Genomic DNA, 16,838 nt, shown 5'->3' on the forward strand with positions numbered 1-16,838 from the left:
GGTTACTCCCCTTGCGCGGGCTTGGCGCCCGCCTGGCCTTGCCCTTCGGCAGGCTTGGCGTTGGGGTTCCACGGCTGCGGGGTGACCGGCATGCCCGGACGCAGCATCATTGCGCCCTCGACGATTACCTTGTCGCCCGGCTTCACGCCGCCGGTGACGATCCAGCTTTCGCCGGCGGTACGGCTGGTCTGGATCGGGCGCGGCTCGATCTTGTTCTCGGCGCCGATGACCATGACGATCGGGTTGCCGCGCTCGTCGCGGCTCACCGCACGTTGCGGTACCAGCATTGCGTTCTGCTGCGTACCCTCAACGAGATGGGCGCGGACGAACATGCCCGGCAGCAACAGGCTGTTGGGGTTGGGGAACAACGCGCGGATCACCTGGCTGCCGGTCGTCTCGTCGACGGTGACGTCGGCGAAGCGCAGCGTGCCCTGCGGGCCGTAGCTGGTGCCGTCCTCCAGCGTCACGGCGACCTTGGCGTTGCCGTCGCGGGCGACCTTGCCGGCCATGATCTGCTGGCGCAGTTTGAGGATGTCCGCGCTCGACTGCTGGATGTCGACATAGATCGGATCGAGCCGCTGGATCGTGGTCAGCGCGTTGGCCTGGGAGGCGGAAACCAGTGCGCCGGTGGTGAACACCGAACGACCGATCTTGCCGCTGATCGGCGCGCGGATCGTGGTGCGGGCGAGGTCGATCTCTGCGGTCGCGAGCGCGGCCTTCTGCGCGGCGACATCAGCGCGGGCCTGCGCGGCGCTGGTCACCGCATTTTCGTAATCCTGCTTCGAGATCGCGTTGATCTTGGCAAGTTCGCCGTAGCGGCGGGCGAGTGCCTCGCTGGAGGCGATCGCGGCTTGGGCGCGGGTCAGCGCGGCACGGGCGCTGGCGACGGCGGCGCGATAGGGCGCGGGGTCGATCCGGTAGAGCGGCTGGCCCTGGCGCACCATGTCGCCTTCGGTGAACAGCCGCTCGAGGATCAGGCCGTTGACCTGCGGGCGCACGTCGGAGCTCTCATAGGGGCTCAGCCGGCCGGGCAGTTCGCTGGTGAGCGGCACGGCCTGCTGCTGGACGACGACATAGGAGACGGGCGGCGGCGGCGCCTTTTGGCCACCGGTGCCGCCGGGGCCCCCGGCACCCTGCTGCTGGGACTGGCCGCCACAGGCAGCGAGGACGAGCGCGAGAGCCGGCGCGGTGTGACGGAAAAAAGTCATGCGGAAGCCTGCCGTTGTGTTATATGTGAGTGAACGTTCGCTCACATTCGCCGCTACTGCGAAGTGAGTGACTCGGTCAAGATGGTTTTATAGGGACGCCCGATGGCAGAAACCACGGAAGAAGGCGGGGTTCCACACCGCGACAAGGCGTTGTTGCGGCGCGAGAAAATTGTGTCCGCTGCGCGCAGGTTGTTCATTGCGAACGGTTTTCACGCAACCGGCGTAGCCCAGATCGCCAAAGAATCGGGCATTGCGGTAGGTCAAATTTATCGAGATTTTTCTTCGAAGGAGGCGATCGTCGCGGAGATCGTGCAGGCGGACTGCATGGATTTCCTCGCACCCGACTCGCTCTGCGCAGGTATCAAAAGCGGCGATCCGGAGTTTGTGTGGAACTGGCTGGGCGACTTCATCCGTCCTGAGCCTGACGAGTCCGATCCGCTTTTTGCGGAGATCGTCGCTGAGTCGGCGCGCAACGAACGCATTGCGGTGATCTTCGAGGATACGCGGGAGGACGTACGCGGGACGATGCTCGCGGCGCTCTCGTCGCTGATCCCGGGGGAGGCCTTTGCCGATCGGCGTTGCGCGCTGGCCGATGTGATTACCGCGACCGCGCTGGGGCTGATGCAGCACCGCTTCCTCAGCCCCGCCGAGGACACCGATCGTGCCGCGGCACTGGTGCTGAAGATGATCCGGCGTGAAGTCGCCGAAATGCAGGCCGAGGCTGCAGGGAGTTGAGCGCGCCATTCTGGAAGCTGCGGCCTTGATATGCGAAGGGGCGGCATGAGCATGGTCCCCTCGTCTCGCGTCGCGCTGTTCGTCACCTGCCTGGTGGACGCGATGCGGCCGCGGATAGGCTTTGCAGCGCTTCGGGCGCTAGCCGATGCCGGCTGCGAGGTGGTGGTTCCGCAAGCGCAGACCTGCTGCGGCCAACCCGCGCTTAACTCGGGCGACCGCGCGACCGCGACCGACTTCGCGCGGCGCAACGTCGCGATGCTGGAGGTCTATGACGCGATCGTCGTGCCTTCCGGCAGCTGCGCAGGCACGATGCGGTGCCGTTATCCCGAGCTGCTCGCCGAGGACCCGGAATGGAGCGCGCGGGCGGAGGGGGTGGCTGCGAAGACCTGGGAAGTGCTTGCCTATCTCGATGCGCGCGGCTGGCGGCCCGCGGGCGTGGCGCTGCCGGCGAGCGCGACCTATCATGACAGCTGCTCCGGCCTGCGCGAGCTCGGCATCAAGGCGCAGCCGCGGCGGCTGCTGGGCGCGGTGGACGGGCTCGATCTGGTGCCGCTGGCGGGCGAGGAGACCTGCTGCGGCTTCGGCGGCACCTTCTGCGTGAAATACCCCGCCATCTCCAACGCGATCGCCGACGAGAAGGCGGCGGCGGTGGAGGCGAGCGGCGCGGGGCTGCTGCTCGCGGGGGATCTCGGCTGCCTGATGAACATGGCGGGCAAGCTGCATCGGCGCGGATCGGACGTGCGGGCCTTCCACACCATCGAGGTGCTGGCGGGCATGGCCGACGGCCCGGCGATCGGGGAAGCGCAATGAGCCGGGCCTTCGACGCGCGGGTCGATGCCGCGCTCGCCGACCGGCAGCTCAAGATCGCGGTCGAGCGCACCGCCGGCACCGCCGAGGCCAAGCGGGGTGCTGCGATCGGCGTCTGGCCCAGTTTCGCGGCGGCACGCGAACGGGCGGCGGCGATCAAGGACCATGTGATCGCCAATCTCGGCGCCTATCTCGTCCAGTTCGAGGCGGCGGCGACCGCTTCGGGGGCGACGGTGCATTGGGCCCAAACCGCCGACGAAGCCTGCGCGATCGTGGTTGAGATCTGCCGCAAGGCGGGGGCGAAGAGCGTCGCCCGCTCCAAGTCGATGCTCGGCGAGGAGATCGGGCTGCCGCATGCCCTTGAAGCGGCGGGGATCGGCCGGGTCGAGACCGATCTGGCCGAACACATCATCCAGCTCGCCGGCGAGCGGCCCTCGCACATCATCTGGCCGGCGATGCACAAGACGCGCGAGCAGGTCTCCGAACTGTTCCACGCCCGCCACCGCGAGCCGCATGTCGAGGAAAGCATCGTCGCGATGGCGGCGAGCGCACGGCGGCAGTTGCGCGGCGAGATGCTGGGCGCCGATGTCGGCATCTCGGGCGCCAATTTCCTGATCGCCGATAGCGGGCAAATCTGCACCGTCACCAACGAGGGCAATGCCGAACTCTCGCTGGTGCCGCCGCGCGTCCATATCGTCACCGCCGGGATCGAGAAGCTGGTCCCCTCGATGGACCATGCGGTGCATCTGCTGCGGCTGCTCGCCCGCTCGGCGACCGGCGCGGCGCTGACGCAATATACCACCTTCTATGCCGGGCCGAAGCGGGCAGGGGACCACGACGGGCCGGAGGAGATGCACATCGTGCTGGTCGACAATGGCCGCAGCGCGATGCGCGACGAGGGGCTGGCGGAGATGCTCCGCTGCATCCGCTGCGGCGCGTGCATGAACCACTGCGTGGTGTTCCGCCAGATCGGCGGCCATGCCTATGGCGGCACCTATCCGGGGCCGATGGGATCGGTGCTCACCCCTGCGCTCGACGGGCTGGCGGCGAACCGCGATCTGCCGAACGCGTGCACGATGAACGGCAAGTGCCAGGAGGTGTGCCCGGTCGCGATCCCCCTGCCGACCTTGCTGCGCGGCTGGCGCGAGAAGAGCTGGCGCGAGGGACTGGAGCCGATGACCTTGCGGTCGGGGCTCGGCCTCTGGGCCTGGGCGGCGCGGCGGCCGTGGCTGTATCGGGCAGGGGTGCGCTGGGCGATCCGGGCGATGCGGCTGGCCGGGCGGGGCTGGATATCGCGGCTGCCGCTCGCCGGCGGCTGGACCGGCGGGCGCGACTTTCCCGCACCCGCGGCGGAGAGCTTCATGGACCGCTATCGAAAGGGCGAACGGTGAGCGCGCGCGATGCGATCCTGGCGCGGCTGGGGCCGGTCCGCGACCCGGCGGTGCTGGCGGCCGAGGCGGCATGCCTGCTCGCCGGCGAGGAACGCGAGCGGCCGGCGGGGTCAGAGGATCTGGTCGCCCGCTTCCTTGCGCAGCTGGCGCTGCCGAGCGTCGCGGCGACGCATGTGCGGATCGGCTCGCTGGCGGAGCTGCCGGGGGCGGTGGCGGGCTATCTCGCGGCCGAGGGCGCGGCGCCGGCGCTATGGCTGCCGCCCGATGCGCGGGTGGCGGGGCTCGACTGGGCTGGGCTGACCCGGCTGGCGGACTGCCCGATCGACGACGGCGCGGTGCTGGCGTTCGCGCGGGCCGGGGTGGCGGAGACGGGCTCGCTGGTGTTCGAGACCTCGCCGTCCGCGCCGATGCTGCCCAACTTTCTGGCGCTGCGGCACATCGTCGTGCTGGAGCTCGCCGGTGTGGTTCGCTGGCTGGAGGATGCCGCACCCGGCGGCGCGACCCCACGCGCGCATTACTGGGTAACGGGCGTCAGCGGCACGACCGACATCGAAGGCACGTACGTGCGCGGCGCGCATGGTCCGCGGTTCCTGCATGTGGTGCTGGTGGGGTGATCTTCTTAAGCCCCTCCTCCTTGGAGGAGGGGTTGGGGGTGGAGGGATTCCAGAACGTCGGTTGGTCTCTTCGAGACACTGCCCCACCCCAACCCCTCCCCTGAAGGGAGGGGCTTTTAATGTCGCCTCAATGCCCCGCCGCTGCGAACTCCACGTCCCCCGCCGTCCCCGTCGCGCGCATCCCGAAGGCGAGCACCACCAGGAATGCCACCGCCGGCACCAGCAGCGCCATGTTGATCCCGGCGAGGTCGGACAGGTGCCCCATCGCGGCGGTCAGCACTGCGCCGCCGATAATCGCCATGATGATCAACGAAGCGCCGATCTGCTTGAGGGGGCCCAGGCCGCCGATGCCGATCGCAAAGATCGTCGGGAACTGGATCGACATGAAGAAGCTCGCCGCCACCAGCGCGTAGAGTCCGGTCGTGCCGCCGACGAACACCGCCACCGCCGCCAGCGCCGCCGCGACCCCGGCGAACACCACCAGCAGCTGCGGCGCCTTGACCTTGCCAAGTAACGCTGCGCCCACGAAGCGGCCCACGCCGAACAGCACCAGACTGGCGAACAGATAATCGGCCGCGCCCTGCTCGGTGAGGCCGGGCAGGTTCACCTGGGCGTAGCGGATCGTGTAGCTCCACAGCCCCACCTGCGCGCCGACATAGAAGAACTGCGCCACCACCGCGAACACCAGCGTCCGGTCGCGCAGCACGGTGCCGAGCGCCTTGGCCGTAGGCACCGCCGGCGCGTCGTCCGACGGGCGGTTGTCCGGGAAGGCGATCAGCGCGGCGGCGATCGCGAAGGCGAGCACGACGAGGCCGATGACGAGGTACGGCGTCTGCACCGAGGCGAGTTCGCCGCGCAGCGTCGCGGTCCGCTCGGCGGCGGACATCGCGGCCAGTGCGTGATCGTCCTGCGCGAAGCTGGAGAGGATGAAATATTTCCCCACCAGCACGCCGAAGATCGTGCCCAGCGGGTTCGCCGCCTGGGCGAAGTTGAGCCGGCGGGCGGCGCCCTCGGGGCTGCCGAGCTCGGTAATCAGCGGATTGGCCGAGGTTTCCAGGAAAGCGAGGCCGCAGGCGATCACGAACAGCGCCGCGAGGAACCAGCGATACTCGCCGAAATGCGTCGCCGGATAGAAGAGCAGCGCGCCGATCGCGTACAGCGTGAGCCCGGTGACGATCGCCGTCTTGTAGCCGCGCCGCCGCGCAAGCATCGCCGCCGGCGTCGCCAGCAGGAAATAGCCCATGTAGAAGGCCTGCTGGACGAAGCTCGTCTCGAAATCGCTCAGCGTGAAGGCGCGGCGGAAATGCGCGATCAGGATGTCGTTGAGGTTGTTCGCCATTCCCCACAGGAAGAACAACGAGACGGTCAGGATGATGGCGGGGGTGTAGCGTCCGGCCTTGCTGGCCATGTGTCCTCTCCTTGGTGCGACGCCCCTGTTGGGGTCATTCGATGGCGCGGTCCAGATGCGTGTAGCCGCCGTCGACGAAAAGCCACTGGCCGGTGCTGTGGCTGGCCCGCCCGGAGAGCAGGAACAGCGCGGTATCGGCAATCTCTTCCGGCGTGGTGAAGCGATTGCCGAAGGGCACCCGGCGCTCGATTTCCTGCCGCCTGGCGGCGGGGTCGTCGAAACTTTTCAGCCATTCGGCATAAGCGGGGGTCTCGACCTCGGCGGGGACGATCGCATTGACGCGGATGCCGTCACCGCGCAGCGCCACCGCCCATTCGCGGGTCAGCGCCAGCACCGCGCCCTTGGCGGCGGCATAGGCGCTGGTGTGCCCCTGCCCGGTGATCGAGGTCTTCGAGCCGATATTGACGATCGCGCCCTGCGCCGCCTTGAGGTGCGGAAGGGCCGCGCGCGCCATGCCGAAATAATGGACGAGGTTGATGTCGAGCGAGGCGCGGAACTGCGCCGGCGTCGCTTCGAAGCCGAGATTGTCGTTGAGCCCGGCATTGTTGACCAGTCCGTCGATCCGCCCGAAGCGCGCCGCCACCGCGTCCACCGCGGCGACCACCGCATCGTCGTCCGCCAGCTCGCAGGGGTGGAACAGCCAGTCCGCGCCCAACTGCGCGACCAGCTCGGGCCGGGGCGGCTCGCGCGAGACGATGGCGGGGAACGCGCCTTCGCGCGCCAGTCCCGCCACGATCGCCGCGCCGATCCCCGACGAACCGCCGGTGACGATCACGACCTTGCCGGCGAGCCCCAGGTTCATGCGCCGAACCGGTATTGGACGAGCGTCTCGGGCTTCATCTGGATCGAATAGCCGGGGCGCTGCGGCGGCATGTACGCTGCGTCGCGGATCACGCAGGGCTCCAGGAAATGTTCATGGAGATGATCCACATATTCGATGACCCTGCCGTCCATGGTGCCGGCAAAGCACAGATAGTCGATCATCGACAAGTGCTGGACGTATTCGCACAGCCCCACGCCGCCGGCATGCGGGCACACCGGCAGGCCGTAGCGCGCGGCGAGCAGCAGCACCGCCAGCGCCTCGTTCACCCCGCCGATGCGGCAGGCGTCGAGCTGGATCACATCGACGGCGCCGACGCTCATGAACTGTTTGAACAGGATGCGGTTCTGGCACATCTCGCCGGTCGCGACCTGTACCTGGCCGATGCCGTCGCGGATCGCCTTGTGGCCGAGCACGTCGTCGGGGCTGGTCGGCTCCTCGATGAACCAGGGCTTGGCGAAGGCGAGGGCGTTGACCCACTCGATCGCCTGACCGACGTCCCAGACCTGGTTCGCGTCGATCATCAGCTTGCGATCGGGCCCGAGCACCTCGCGGGCGATGCGGACGCGGCGGATATCGTCCTCCAGGTCGCGGCCGACCTTGAGCTTGATATGGTGGAAGCCGGCATCGACCGCTTCCTGCGCGAGGCGGCGCAATTTCTCGTCGGGATAGCCCAACCAACCGGCTGACGTGGTGTAGCAGGGATAGCCGTTCGCCTCGAGCGTGGCGACGCGCTCGGCCTTGCCGGCTGCGCGTTCGGTGAGCAAGGCGAGCGCCTGGCCGGGCGTGATCGCATCGGTGAGGTAGCGGAAGTCGATCGCGCGGACGAGCTGCTCGGGCGTCATGTCCGCCACCAGCTTCCACACCGGCTTGCCCTCGGCCTTGGCCCAGAGATCCCAGATCGCGTTGACCACCGCGCCGGTGGCGAGGTGCATCGCGCCCTTGTCCGGGCCGATCCAGCGCAGCTGGCTGTCGCCGGTGAGGTGCCGCCACATCCGCGCGGGCTCCTCGGCGATCCAGGCGAGGTCGAGGCCGATGACGAGGTGGCGCATCGCCTCGATCGCCGCGACGCAGATGTCGTTGCCGCGGCCGATCGTGAAGGTGAGGCCATGGCCTTCGAGGCCGGGCACGTCGGTCTCCAGGATGACATAGGCCGCCGAATAATCGGGGTCCGGGTTCATCGCGTCCGAGCCGTCGAGCGAGGCACTGGTCGGGAAGCGCAGATCGACGGTGCGCAGGCCGGTGATGCGGGCGTTCGTCGTCATCAATTCACCCACCCGCCGTCGATCACGTGCACCGCGCCGGTGGTGAAGCTGGCCTCGTCGCTGGCGAGGTAGCAGATCAGCGCGGCGATCTCGTCTTCCTGGCCGAGCCGGCCCATGGGCTGGCGGGCGACGAAGGCGGCATGTGCTTCCTCCACCGCGATGCCCTGTTGCGCGGCCTGTTCGGCGACGCGCTGGCGAAGGCTGGGCGTGTCGACGGTGCCGGGGCAGACCGCGTTGCAGCGGATGCCCTTGGCGACGAAGTCCGCCGCGACCGATTTGGTCAGGCCGATCACCGCGGCCTTGGAGGCGCCGTAGGCATGGCGGTTGGGGATGCCCTTCACGCTGGAGGCGATCGACGACATGTTGACGATCGCGCCGCCGCCCTTCGCCAGCATGCCGGGCAGGAACGCGCGGATCATGCGGTGCATCGCATGGACGTTGAGGTCGAAGGACAGCATCCAGTCCTCGTCGGTGCCGTCGAGGATCGAGCCTGCCGCCACGAAGCCGGCGATGTTGGCGAGCACGTCGACCCTGCCGATCTTTTCGGGGAGCGCCGCGATGGCGCCCGCGTCCAGCAGATCGAGGACCACCGGCTCGACGCCGTCCAGCGTCGCAAGCGCGGCGCCGTCGCGATCAAGCGCGAACACCTTGGCGCCCTCATCCCGAAGCCGCAGCGCGGTCGCGCGGCCGATGCCGTGCCCAGCCGCGGTTACGAGCGCGGTCTTGTTCCGGAAACGCATCGCCTCCCCATCTCCTCTAGAACGTTTTCATAGGTCAAAATGACTTTTATCTTCTTATGCGTAAGCCGACGTTCTTCGCAAGTGGCATGACACCGCTCGTCGCATTGGCTAGCGTGGGTGCATGACCGATACCGTTTCGCCCGCTTCGGCCGAAAAATCCCCGAGTTACGCAGCGCCTGCGCTGGAAAAGGCGATCGACGTGATCGAGCTTCTCGGCAGCGAGCCCCAGGGGCTGACGATCAGCGAAATCGCGCAGCGGCTGGGCCGCTCGATCAGCGAATTGTTCCGTATCATCGTGGTGCTCGATCGCCGCGGATGGTTGCACAAGGATGGCGGCAGCGACCGCTACCGGGTGACCTACCGCGTGCTCGAGATCGCCCACCGCGCGACACCGGCGCAGGAGCTCACCCATGTCGCCACGCCGCTGATGCACAGCCTGGCGGCCGCGACGGTGCAATCCTGCCATTTGGTGGTGGCGAACGGCACGCGCGGGTTGATCGTCGCGCGGCAGGAAAGCCCAGGCCAGACCGGCTTCGCGGTGCGGCTCGGCACCGAGATCGACTTGCTGACCAGCTGTTCCGGCCATGTGCTGCTTTCGGCGATGGACGAGGATCGGCGCACGGCGCTCTATCCGAAGGGACTGCCCAAGGGACTGGCGGAGCGGCTCGAGGAGGTGCGCGTCCAGGGATATGAGTCGATTCCCAGCGCGCGGATGGCCGGCGTGTCGGACATGAGCTGCCCGGTCTTCGGGTTCGACGGCCATGTCGTCGCGGCGCTTACCATCCCGTTCCTTGCCGCGATCGACGATGCGCCGCACGTTTCGCACGACGAGGCGCTGGCGCTGTTGCGGACGACGGCGACGTCGATCTCCTCGGCGCTAGGCTGGTTCGATCGGGTGGAGGCGCCGGTGGTGCCGAGCCTCTCCGTCGCCAGCCCGGTCCGCCGTCGCCGCGCCCGGACGCGTGCGGAATAGCCTCAGCCCGGCGTGACGATGTAGTAGATGTTGTAGCCGACGAACAATAGGGCGAGGGTCAGCAGCACGATCAACGCGACCACGCCCAGCCCCTTGCGCGCGCGTTTTTCGACAGGTTCGTGTCTCGGGTCCATGGTGCGCGCCTTGTTATGGTTTCTCCATCAACAGACGCTTCGCCGACGCGATCGTTGCGTTCAGCCGGCCAGTACCCCCAGTCGGCGCGCATAGGCGGCGAACAGCGCGGGCCACGCCGAGGCCGGCACCGTTTTCGGCAGGCGGGTGCCGAAGCCATGGCCGCCCTGGTCGAAGGCGTGGAGTTCGCCCGGTCGCTTGGCGGCGAGCAGCGCCTGGTAGAGGGCGATGCTGTTTTCGATCGGTACCAGCCCGTCGTCGCTCGCATGGGTCAGGAAGATCGGCGGCGTGTCGGTAGTGACACGGGTCTCGACCGAGGCAGCGGTAAGCGCCTGGGGCGAAGCGCCGGTGCCGAACAGATTGTCGCGCGACCCGATATGGGTGAAGGACGCGGCCATGCTGACGACCGGATAGATCAGCCCTGCCAGATCCGGGCGGGCAGAAAGCTGATCGGCCGCGTCGACAGGGGCGTAGGCACGCTCGGCATGGCGGGTCGCCAGGCTGCCGGTGAGATGCCCGCCCGCGGAGAAGCCGATCGCCAACACCTTCGCGGGATCGACGGCATAGCGCTTGGCCGAAGCGCGTATCAGTCGCAGGCCGCGCTGCGCGTCGGCCAGGGGCACGGTCGCGCGATTGGCCCAGCCCTCGGTGGGAATGCGATAGCGCAGGATGAAGGCGGTGACGCCGAGCGCGTTGAGCCAGCGGGCCTGTTCCTCACCCTCATTGTCGATGGCGAGGAAGCCATAGCCGCCACCGGGCACCAGCATCACCGCGGTGCCGTTGGGCGTGGCCGGGCGGCGAACGGTCAGCGAGGGGCGGTCGACGCCGCGCATCCAGCGATCGGGCGCGGCAGGATCCTTGGAGCGCTGCTCGTAGCTGGGCTTGGGCAGGGTGGCGGGGGCGCCAGGGGGAGAACCCGGCCAGAGCGGAAGCACCTCGTCCGCATCGGCAGCGCGGGCAGGAACGGCGGCGGCGACGCCGGTGGCAGCCATGGCCGTGAGCATCGTCCGGCGGGTAAGGTCTTCGAACACGGGCATCCCTCTCTCTTCCGCGACGGCATGCGGCGGTGGCTGGACGCGGCCAGTGCGCTGCTGCCGATTCTGGTAGCGGTACCGCGTGGTCGCAGAATCGCGAGGCGCGCGCAACGGGCTCGGCACGGGAGCGATATGGGTATGGCGGGACGCCTGGCGGCGGGGATCGTCTCTATCGATCGAAGGGGAAAATGGTGCTGCCGGCGAGGATTGAACTCGCGACCTCAGCCTTACCAAGGATGCGCTCTACCACTGAGCTACGGCAGCACTGTTTTCCAACCGCGGCGATCAGCGCCGTGCGGGAGGGGCCTATGTGCAGGGCAGCGGGTGATTGTCAACCCGCATCGCGCCGGTTTATCGCTTTTCGCATGAAGGATGTGGATAAGCAGGCCCGGCTGGCCGAAAAGCTGCGCGAAAATCTGCGGCGGCGGAAGGCGCAGGCGCGCGGCGCGAAGACGGAAGCCGGCGAGCGGGGGGCGGCGACGCCCCCCGAATCGGCAGATTGAACGATCCTCCCCGTTTCGGGGAGGATCTTCCCGTCATCCGATCGGCGCGCACTTTGCTTCCAGCCACGCACGCTCGGCGCCCTCCAGCTGCGGGCCGACGATCGCCAGCACTTCGGCATGGTAGGCATCCAGCCAGGCGCGTTCCGCTGGGGTGAGCAGCTCCGCCAGGATCAGGCTGCGCTCGATCGGCGCGAAGGTGAGGGTTTCGAACGCCAGCATCGGCTTGTCGCCGCCGGGGATCGTCCGCTCGACGATGTGGACGAGGTTCTCGATCCGGATGCCGTATTCGCCCGCCTTGTAATAGCCCGGCTCGTTCGAGAGGAACATGCCCGCGCGCAGCGGCTCCAGCGCCTGGCCGCCGGGATAGGAAGGCGGCGCGATGCGCTGCGGTCCCTCGTGCACCGAAAGATAGGCGCCGACGCCGTGGCCGGTGCCATGCGCGAAATCGAGCCCTGCCTCCCAGAGCGGCCGCCGGGCGAAGCCGTCGATCTGCGCGCCGGTGGTGCCATCCGGGAAGATCGCGGTGGCGATGGCGATATGGCCCTTCAGCACGCGGGTGAAACGGTCCCGCATCTCGTGGCTGGCCTCGCCGACCGGCATCACGCGGGTGACGTCGGTGGTGCCGTCGCCATATTGCCCGCCCGAATCGATCAGGAACAGCTGGCCCCGCTCGATCGGCAGGCTCGATTCGTCGGTGACCTTGTAGTGCGGGATCGCGCCGTTCGGGCCGGTGGCGGAAATGGTGTCGAAGGACAGGTCCTTCAGCTTGCCCGTCGCCTCGCGGAATGCACGCAGCTTGTCCGCGGCGGACATCTCGGTGAGGCCGCCCTGCGGCGCGGTCTCCTCGAACCATTTCAGGAAGCGGCTGAGCGCGGCGCCGTCGCGCGCCTGCGCGGCCTTGTGGCCTGCGACTTCGGCGGCGTTCTTGATCGCCTTGGCGAGGATCGTCGGATCGCGCAGCGCAACGACGGTGGCGCCGCCGTCCTCCAGCGCATCGAAGATCGCCGAGACCGCGGTCCCCGGATCCGCGACCACGCGCTTGCCCGCGAAGCCGCTCAGCGCCGGCGCAAAGGCAGCGCGATCCTGGATGCGCACCGCGTTACCGAGATGCTGGCGCACCGCGTCGGTCACTTTTTCGGGCGCAACGAACAGATCCGCGGTGCCATCGGCATGAATTACCGTATAGGCGAGCGCGACCGGCGTGTGCGTCACGTCGTCGCCGCGCACGTTGAACGTCCAGGCGATCGAATCGAGCGCGGCGATCACCACCGCATCGGCGTTGCGGGCCTGCAGCCAGTCGGCGATCTCGGCGCGCTTGGCGGCGGAGGACTTGCCGGCAAACGCCTCGTCGAGCACCGAGAGCGGCGCGTCGGAAGCGTCGGGCTGATCCGCCCAGACCGCGTCGATCGGGTTCCGCGTGACCGGCACCAGCGTGGCGCCCTTCTCCGCAAGCGCCGTTCGCGCGTCCTCCACCCAGGCGCGGGTGTGGAGCCAGGGATCATAGCCGATCCGGCCGCCGTTCGGTGCATGCGCGCCCAGCCAGTCCGCGACGCTGGTGGCGGGAACACCCACATATTCCCACTGCGCGGCCGAAACCTGCTGGCGGACCTGCAGCGTATAGCGTCCGTCGGTGAAGATCGCGGCTTCCTGCGGCAGCACTACCGCGGTGCCGGCCGATCCCTGAAAGCCGGTGAGCCAGGCCAGCCGTTGGGCATAGGCGCCGACATATTCGGACATGTGCTCATCGGTGAGCGGCACGACGAAGCCGTCGAGCGCGTCCTGCGCAAGTTGCGCGCGAAGGGCGTTCAGACGATCGGCATAGCTGGACATACGCATATTTCCTGCATCTTCGGAGGCGGCGCGAAGGGCACCGCGGAATGGCCGGTTTCTGGCCGATGCAGGGGGATTTGGAAAGGGGCGGGACCCGCCCGCCCCTCCTGGTCGCTCAGCGGCGGACCTTGACGTAGTAGCAGCGGTTCTTCGCGGTCATCGTGCGATCGATCGCGCGGCCGCCCAGTGCACCGGCGACACCGCCGGCTGCCGCACCCAGCAGGCCGCCGCCGATGATTGCCGGACCCGCGACGGCACCGGCCACGCCGCCTGCGATCAGGCCGGCCTCGCCCTTGGACTTGCGGCACTTCTTCACATAGCGATAGCCGCGGCTGGACTTGCCTTCGTAGCGCGACTGAGCGCTGGCGACGCTGATCGGCATGGCGACCGGCATGACCAGTGCGAAGGCAGCGAGAGCGGCAATTGTCTTACGCATCGTGTGACCCCATCTTTCGGTTCGTGTTCGATGCGTATCAATGTGCCATGCCACATTTCGGTTGCATGAACCCGCAGCGATCGGGGTGCAGCCGATGATTTCTGGTGGCTTCCGTCTGCGCGGCGCGGCTGCGGCCATCGCGGTGGAGGCGCTGCTGGCGGCGCTGCTTTTCGCCGGTTTGCGGGCGCAGACGGTGCTGCGCGCCGATCCCGACGCCAGCCTGCTGAGTTTCGACGTGGCGCCCCCGCCGCCGCCTCCCGCACCGGAGCCCGCAAAGCGCCGCGCGGCACCGAAGGCCGAAGGGGCCGCCGCGCCGCCAAACCGGGTCTCCAAGGCCACCGAAGTGGTCGCGCCGCCGCCGCCGGTGCTGCTCAAGCCGCCGCCCGTGGTGACGGCGCCCAAGCCGGCGACCGCCAGCGATTCCTCCTCCGGTGCGGCGCCGGTCGCGGGGCCGGGCACCGGCGCGGGCGGGCAGGGCGACGGGACCGGCAGCGGTGGTCGTGGTAACGGCGCAGGCGGTGGCGGCGGGGTGCCGTTGCGCTGGGTCGGGGGCCGGATCACCGATGGCGACTATCCCCGCGCGGCGCTGGAGGCAGGGGCGAGCGGCGTGGTGGGGTTGCGCTTCGTCGTGGGCGTGGACGGCCGCGTTTCGGACTGCGCCGTCACCCGATCGAGCGGCAATCGCGATCTGGACGAAACGACCTGTCGGCTGATCCGCAAGCGCTTCCGCTATGTCCCCAGCAAGGATGCGGCGGGACGCCCCTATCCCGACACCGTCACCGGCGAGCATCGCTGGGATTTGTACGACCGGCCGGACGCGGGGGAGTAGACGTCCGTTCCCCCCAACCCCTCCTGCGTGCGGGTGGGGGGGGCGGATGCGCGCGCGGCTGGTTAGCCGCGCACCAGCGCGTCGATCGCGGCGGCAAGTTGCAGGTCGCGGGTCGATAGCCCGCCAGCGTCATGCGTGGTCAGCAGGATGTCCACCCGGTTCCACACATTCGACCATTCGGGATGGTGATCGGCCTTTTCAGCAATCAGCGCGACACGGGTCATGAAGGCGAATGCCTCGGCGAAATCGGCGAACAGGAAGCGGCGCGTGATCGCGTCACGTCCCGGTTCGTAGTTCCAGGCCGGCAAGGCCGCGAGCGATTCCTGCCGCAATCCATCGGTCAAACGCGCTACCATGGTATCCCCTCCTTGCTCCTGCTCTGCCGCTCCGCCTATGCATTCGGCCATGCCGGAGCAAGCGCCAACCTTCGCCCCCGATGCGGCCCTGATCGAACGCCTTGCCCGCGCGGCACTGGCGCGCATTCCCGAGCCGTTCCAGGCGCATCTCGCGGATGTGGTACTGCTGGTCGAGGAGTTCGCCGACGAGGAGACACTCGACACGCTGGGCATCGATGACCCCTTCGCCCTTAGCGGCCTGTACCATGGCCGGCCGATCGGCGAAAAATCGGCGTTCGATTCCGGCGGCTTGCCGGATCGCATCCATTTGTATCGCCGTGCCATCCTCGACGAATGGGTGGAGACGGGCGAGGCGCTGGAGCGGCTGGTGCATCATGTCGTGGTGCACGAGGTGGGTCATCATTTCGGCCTGTCGGACGACGACATGCATGCGCTGGAAGACGCTGCCGATTGACCCCCGGCCTCGCCTTTGAAGACGTGACCTGTTTGCGGGGCGGCCGGCTCCTGTTCGAGGGGCTGCGCTTCACGCTGGGCGCCGGGGAGGCCGGGCTGGTGCTGGGGCCCAACGGCGTCGGCAAGTCGAGCCTGATCCGCATTGCCGCCGGGCTGCTTGCTCCGCTGGGCGGCCGGGTGACGGGGGAGGGTGCGCGGGCGCTGCTGAGCGAAACCGCCGCGCTGGACGCGGAGCGGACGCTGTCCGGCGCGCTCGGTTTCTGGGCCGGGCTCGACGGGCGCGGGGCGGCGGTGGCCGGGGCCCTGGAGCAGGTGGGACTTGCGGACATCGCTGATGTACCGGTGCGGCTGCTCTCCACGGGCCAGCGCCGGCGGGCGGCGTTCGCGCGAGTGCTGGCGAGCGGCGCGCCCGTATGGCTGCTCGACGAGCCGGCCAACGGCCTCGATGCCGCCTCGGTCGCTATGCTGGAGGCGCGGATCGCGACGCACCGTGCAGGCGGCGGCATCGTGCTGGTCGCGACGCACCAGACTATCGCACTGCCGGGCGCGCAGGAGATCAAACTGTGACCGCCCTGGTGTGGCGCGAGCTGCGGCGCGCCTGGAGCAGCGGCGGGCTGGTGCTGCCGATCGCCTTTTTTCTGCTGGTCGCGATCCTGTTTCCGTTCGCGGTCGGGCCCGATGGGCGCCTGCTCGCGCGGATCGGCGGCGGCGTGATCTGGGCGGCCGCGCTGCTCGCGGCGCTGCTCCCGGTGGAGCGGCTGGTGACGCCGGATGCCGATAGTGGCGTCCTCGATCAGCTGGTCGTGCGTGGCTTCTCGGACGTCGGGATCGCCGCCGCCAAGATGCTGGGCCATTGGCTGGGTTTCGGACCTGCGCTGCTTGCGGCGACCTGCGTGGCCGCGGCGCTCCTGCATGTGCCGGGTCCGGCGCTGGGGACGATCCTGATCGGGCTGGCGATCGGCACGCCGGGTCTCGCCGCGCTGGGCGTGGCGACGGCGGCGCTGGTGGCGGGATTGCGTGGCGCGGGCGCCCTGGCGGGACTGGTGATGCTGCCGTTCGCGGTGCCGCTGCTGATCTTCGGCGCGGGCGCCACCGGCGGCGAGCCGGGCGCGATCAAGCTGCTCGCGGCGATCAGCCTGCTGCTGGTGGCGGGCTGCCCGTTCGTGGCGGGCGCTGCGATGCGGATGGGGCGGGGATAGGAAGCGCTCAATCCTCCCCCGCCAGGGGGAGGTGGCGCCGAAGGCGACGGAGGGGGAGGATGCCAGAACTTATAGGCCGGCGTGCTTCCTCCCCTCCGCCAGGCT

Annotated in this window: 20 protein-coding genes and 1 tRNA gene; 10 read left to right on the plus strand and 11 right to left on the minus strand. The window is 68.9% G+C overall.

Features of this window, described 5'->3' with window-relative positions; translation table 11 throughout:
- Window positions 1-2: 2 nt before the first annotated feature.
- The gene (locus tag A7X12_RS15950; RefSeq protein WP_064312527.1) at window positions 3-1,208 is read right to left on the minus strand and encodes an efflux RND transporter periplasmic adaptor subunit; all 1,206 of its coding nucleotides are present in this window, start codon (window positions 1,206-1,208) and stop codon (window positions 3-5) included.
- A 102-nt stretch (window positions 1,209-1,310) separates the two neighbouring features.
- Here A7X12_RS15950 and A7X12_RS15955 point away from each other — a divergent pair, with 102 nt between their 5' ends.
- Genes A7X12_RS15955 through A7X12_RS15970 form a run of 4 tightly spaced genes read left to right on the plus strand, consistent with a single transcriptional unit; the run spans window position 1,311 to window position 4,755 of the window.
- Window positions 1,311-1,943, plus strand: a complete 633-nt coding sequence (locus A7X12_RS15955; protein ID WP_064312528.1) for a TetR/AcrR family transcriptional regulator — start codon at window positions 1,311-1,313, stop codon at window positions 1,941-1,943.
- Between the two features lie 45 nt (window positions 1,944-1,988).
- Entirely contained in the window at window positions 1,989-2,753 is a 765-nt protein-coding gene (locus tag A7X12_RS15960) for a (Fe-S)-binding protein (RefSeq protein ID WP_064312529.1), read from the plus strand.
- Window positions 2,750-4,141, plus strand: a complete 1,392-nt coding sequence (locus A7X12_RS15965) for a lactate utilization protein B (RefSeq protein ID WP_064312530.1) — start codon at window positions 2,750-2,752, stop codon at window positions 4,139-4,141. Before A7X12_RS15960 ends, A7X12_RS15965 begins: the two co-directional genes overlap by 4 nt.
- Complete coding sequence (locus A7X12_RS15970) at window positions 4,138-4,755, plus strand: LutC/YkgG family protein (RefSeq protein ID WP_064312531.1); 618 nt, start codon at window positions 4,138-4,140, stop codon at window positions 4,753-4,755. The genes A7X12_RS15965 and A7X12_RS15970 overlap by 4 nt, the downstream gene beginning before the upstream one ends.
- Before the next feature lie 127 nt (window positions 4,756-4,882).
- Here A7X12_RS15970 and fucP read toward each other — a convergent pair whose 3' ends face one another.
- The 4 genes from fucP to A7X12_RS15990 are packed head-to-tail and all read right to left on the minus strand — an operon-like array spanning window position 4,883 to window position 8,988.
- Window positions 4,883-6,163: an L-fucose:H+ symporter permease gene (fucP, locus tag A7X12_RS15975; protein WP_064312532.1), complete on the minus strand. Its 1,281-nt coding sequence runs from the start codon at window positions 6,161-6,163 to the stop codon at window positions 4,883-4,885.
- Window positions 6,164-6,197: 34 nt separating this feature from the next.
- Window positions 6,198-6,965 carry an SDR family oxidoreductase gene (locus tag A7X12_RS15980; RefSeq protein WP_064312533.1) on the minus strand — a complete coding sequence of 256 codons (768 nt, stop codon included), beginning with the start codon at window positions 6,963-6,965 and terminating at the stop codon, window positions 6,198-6,200.
- Complete coding sequence (locus A7X12_RS15985; protein ID WP_064312534.1) at window positions 6,962-8,248, minus strand: L-fuconate dehydratase; 1,287 nt, start codon at window positions 8,246-8,248, stop codon at window positions 6,962-6,964. The genes A7X12_RS15980 and A7X12_RS15985 overlap by 4 nt, the downstream gene beginning before the upstream one ends.
- Window positions 8,248-8,988 (minus strand): SDR family oxidoreductase, encoded by a 741-nt coding sequence (locus A7X12_RS15990; protein ID WP_064312535.1) that lies wholly within the window; start codon window positions 8,986-8,988, stop codon window positions 8,248-8,250. The genes A7X12_RS15985 and A7X12_RS15990 overlap by 1 nt, the downstream gene beginning before the upstream one ends.
- A gap of 121 nt (window positions 8,989-9,109) precedes the next feature.
- Between A7X12_RS15990 and A7X12_RS15995 the strand changes: the two genes are divergently transcribed.
- A complete protein-coding gene (locus tag A7X12_RS15995; protein WP_064312536.1) occupies window positions 9,110-9,961 on the plus strand; it encodes an IclR family transcriptional regulator in 852 nt (283 codons plus the stop codon).
- A 2-nt stretch (window positions 9,962-9,963) separates the two neighbouring features.
- Here the strand turns inward: A7X12_RS15995 and A7X12_RS26625 are convergent, their stop codons facing one another.
- The 3 genes from A7X12_RS26625 to A7X12_RS16005 form a co-directional block, all read right to left on the minus strand.
- Complete coding sequence (locus tag A7X12_RS26625; RefSeq protein ID WP_269747825.1) at window positions 9,964-10,095, minus strand: hypothetical protein; 132 nt, start codon at window positions 10,093-10,095, stop codon at window positions 9,964-9,966.
- Between the two features lie 60 nt (window positions 10,096-10,155).
- Window positions 10,156-11,130 (minus strand): alpha/beta hydrolase, encoded by a 975-nt coding sequence (locus A7X12_RS16000; RefSeq protein ID WP_232318543.1) that lies wholly within the window; start codon window positions 11,128-11,130, stop codon window positions 10,156-10,158.
- Window positions 11,131-11,316: 186 nt separating this feature from the next.
- A tRNA-Thr gene (locus A7X12_RS16005) sits at window positions 11,317-11,391 on the minus strand.
- Window positions 11,392-11,492: 101 nt separating this feature from the next.
- On the opposite strand from A7X12_RS16005, the gene A7X12_RS25975 reads away from it, so the two are divergent.
- The gene (locus A7X12_RS25975; RefSeq protein WP_198162053.1) at window positions 11,493-11,630 is read left to right on the plus strand and encodes a hypothetical protein; all 138 of its coding nucleotides are present in this window, start codon (window positions 11,493-11,495) and stop codon (window positions 11,628-11,630) included.
- 33 nt (window positions 11,631-11,663) lie between these two features.
- Here the strand turns inward: A7X12_RS25975 and A7X12_RS16010 are convergent, their stop codons facing one another.
- Complete coding sequence (locus A7X12_RS16010) at window positions 11,664-13,460, minus strand: aminopeptidase P family protein (RefSeq protein WP_064312537.1); 1,797 nt, start codon at window positions 13,458-13,460, stop codon at window positions 11,664-11,666.
- Window positions 13,461-13,575: 115 nt separating this feature from the next.
- Window positions 13,576-13,896 carry a hypothetical protein gene (locus tag A7X12_RS16015; RefSeq protein WP_064312538.1) on the minus strand — a complete coding sequence of 107 codons (321 nt, stop codon included), beginning with the start codon at window positions 13,894-13,896 and terminating at the stop codon, window positions 13,576-13,578.
- 94 nt (window positions 13,897-13,990) lie between these two features.
- Between A7X12_RS16015 and A7X12_RS16020 the strand changes: the two genes are divergently transcribed.
- Window positions 13,991-14,725, plus strand: a complete 735-nt coding sequence (locus A7X12_RS16020) for an energy transducer TonB (protein WP_064312581.1) — start codon at window positions 13,991-13,993, stop codon at window positions 14,723-14,725.
- 62 nt (window positions 14,726-14,787) lie between these two features.
- Here A7X12_RS16020 and A7X12_RS16025 read toward each other — a convergent pair whose 3' ends face one another.
- Window positions 14,788-15,081, minus strand: coding sequence for a 4a-hydroxytetrahydrobiopterin dehydratase (locus tag A7X12_RS16025; RefSeq protein WP_064312539.1), 294 nt, complete (start codon window positions 15,079-15,081; stop codon window positions 14,788-14,790).
- A gap of 49 nt (window positions 15,082-15,130) precedes the next feature.
- Here A7X12_RS16025 and A7X12_RS16030 point away from each other — a divergent pair, with 49 nt between their 5' ends.
- The 3 genes from A7X12_RS16030 to A7X12_RS16040 are packed head-to-tail and all read left to right on the plus strand — an operon-like array spanning window position 15,131 to window position 16,733.
- Window positions 15,131-15,535, plus strand: coding sequence for a metallopeptidase family protein (locus A7X12_RS16030; RefSeq protein ID WP_198162054.1), 405 nt, complete (start codon window positions 15,131-15,133; stop codon window positions 15,533-15,535).
- Window positions 15,532-16,101, plus strand: coding sequence for a heme ABC exporter ATP-binding protein CcmA (gene ccmA, locus A7X12_RS16035; protein WP_064312541.1), 570 nt, complete (start codon window positions 15,532-15,534; stop codon window positions 16,099-16,101). The genes A7X12_RS16030 and ccmA overlap by 4 nt, the downstream gene beginning before the upstream one ends.
- A complete protein-coding gene (locus tag A7X12_RS16040) occupies window positions 16,098-16,733 on the plus strand; it encodes a heme exporter protein CcmB (RefSeq protein WP_064312542.1) in 636 nt (211 codons plus the stop codon). The genes ccmA and A7X12_RS16040 overlap by 4 nt, the downstream gene beginning before the upstream one ends.
- Window positions 16,734-16,838: the final 105 nt, after the last annotated feature.

It is taken from the genome of Sphingomonas sp. TDK1 (assembly GCF_001650735.1).
Classification (GTDB): domain Bacteria; phylum Pseudomonadota; class Alphaproteobacteria; order Sphingomonadales; family Sphingomonadaceae; genus Sphingomonas.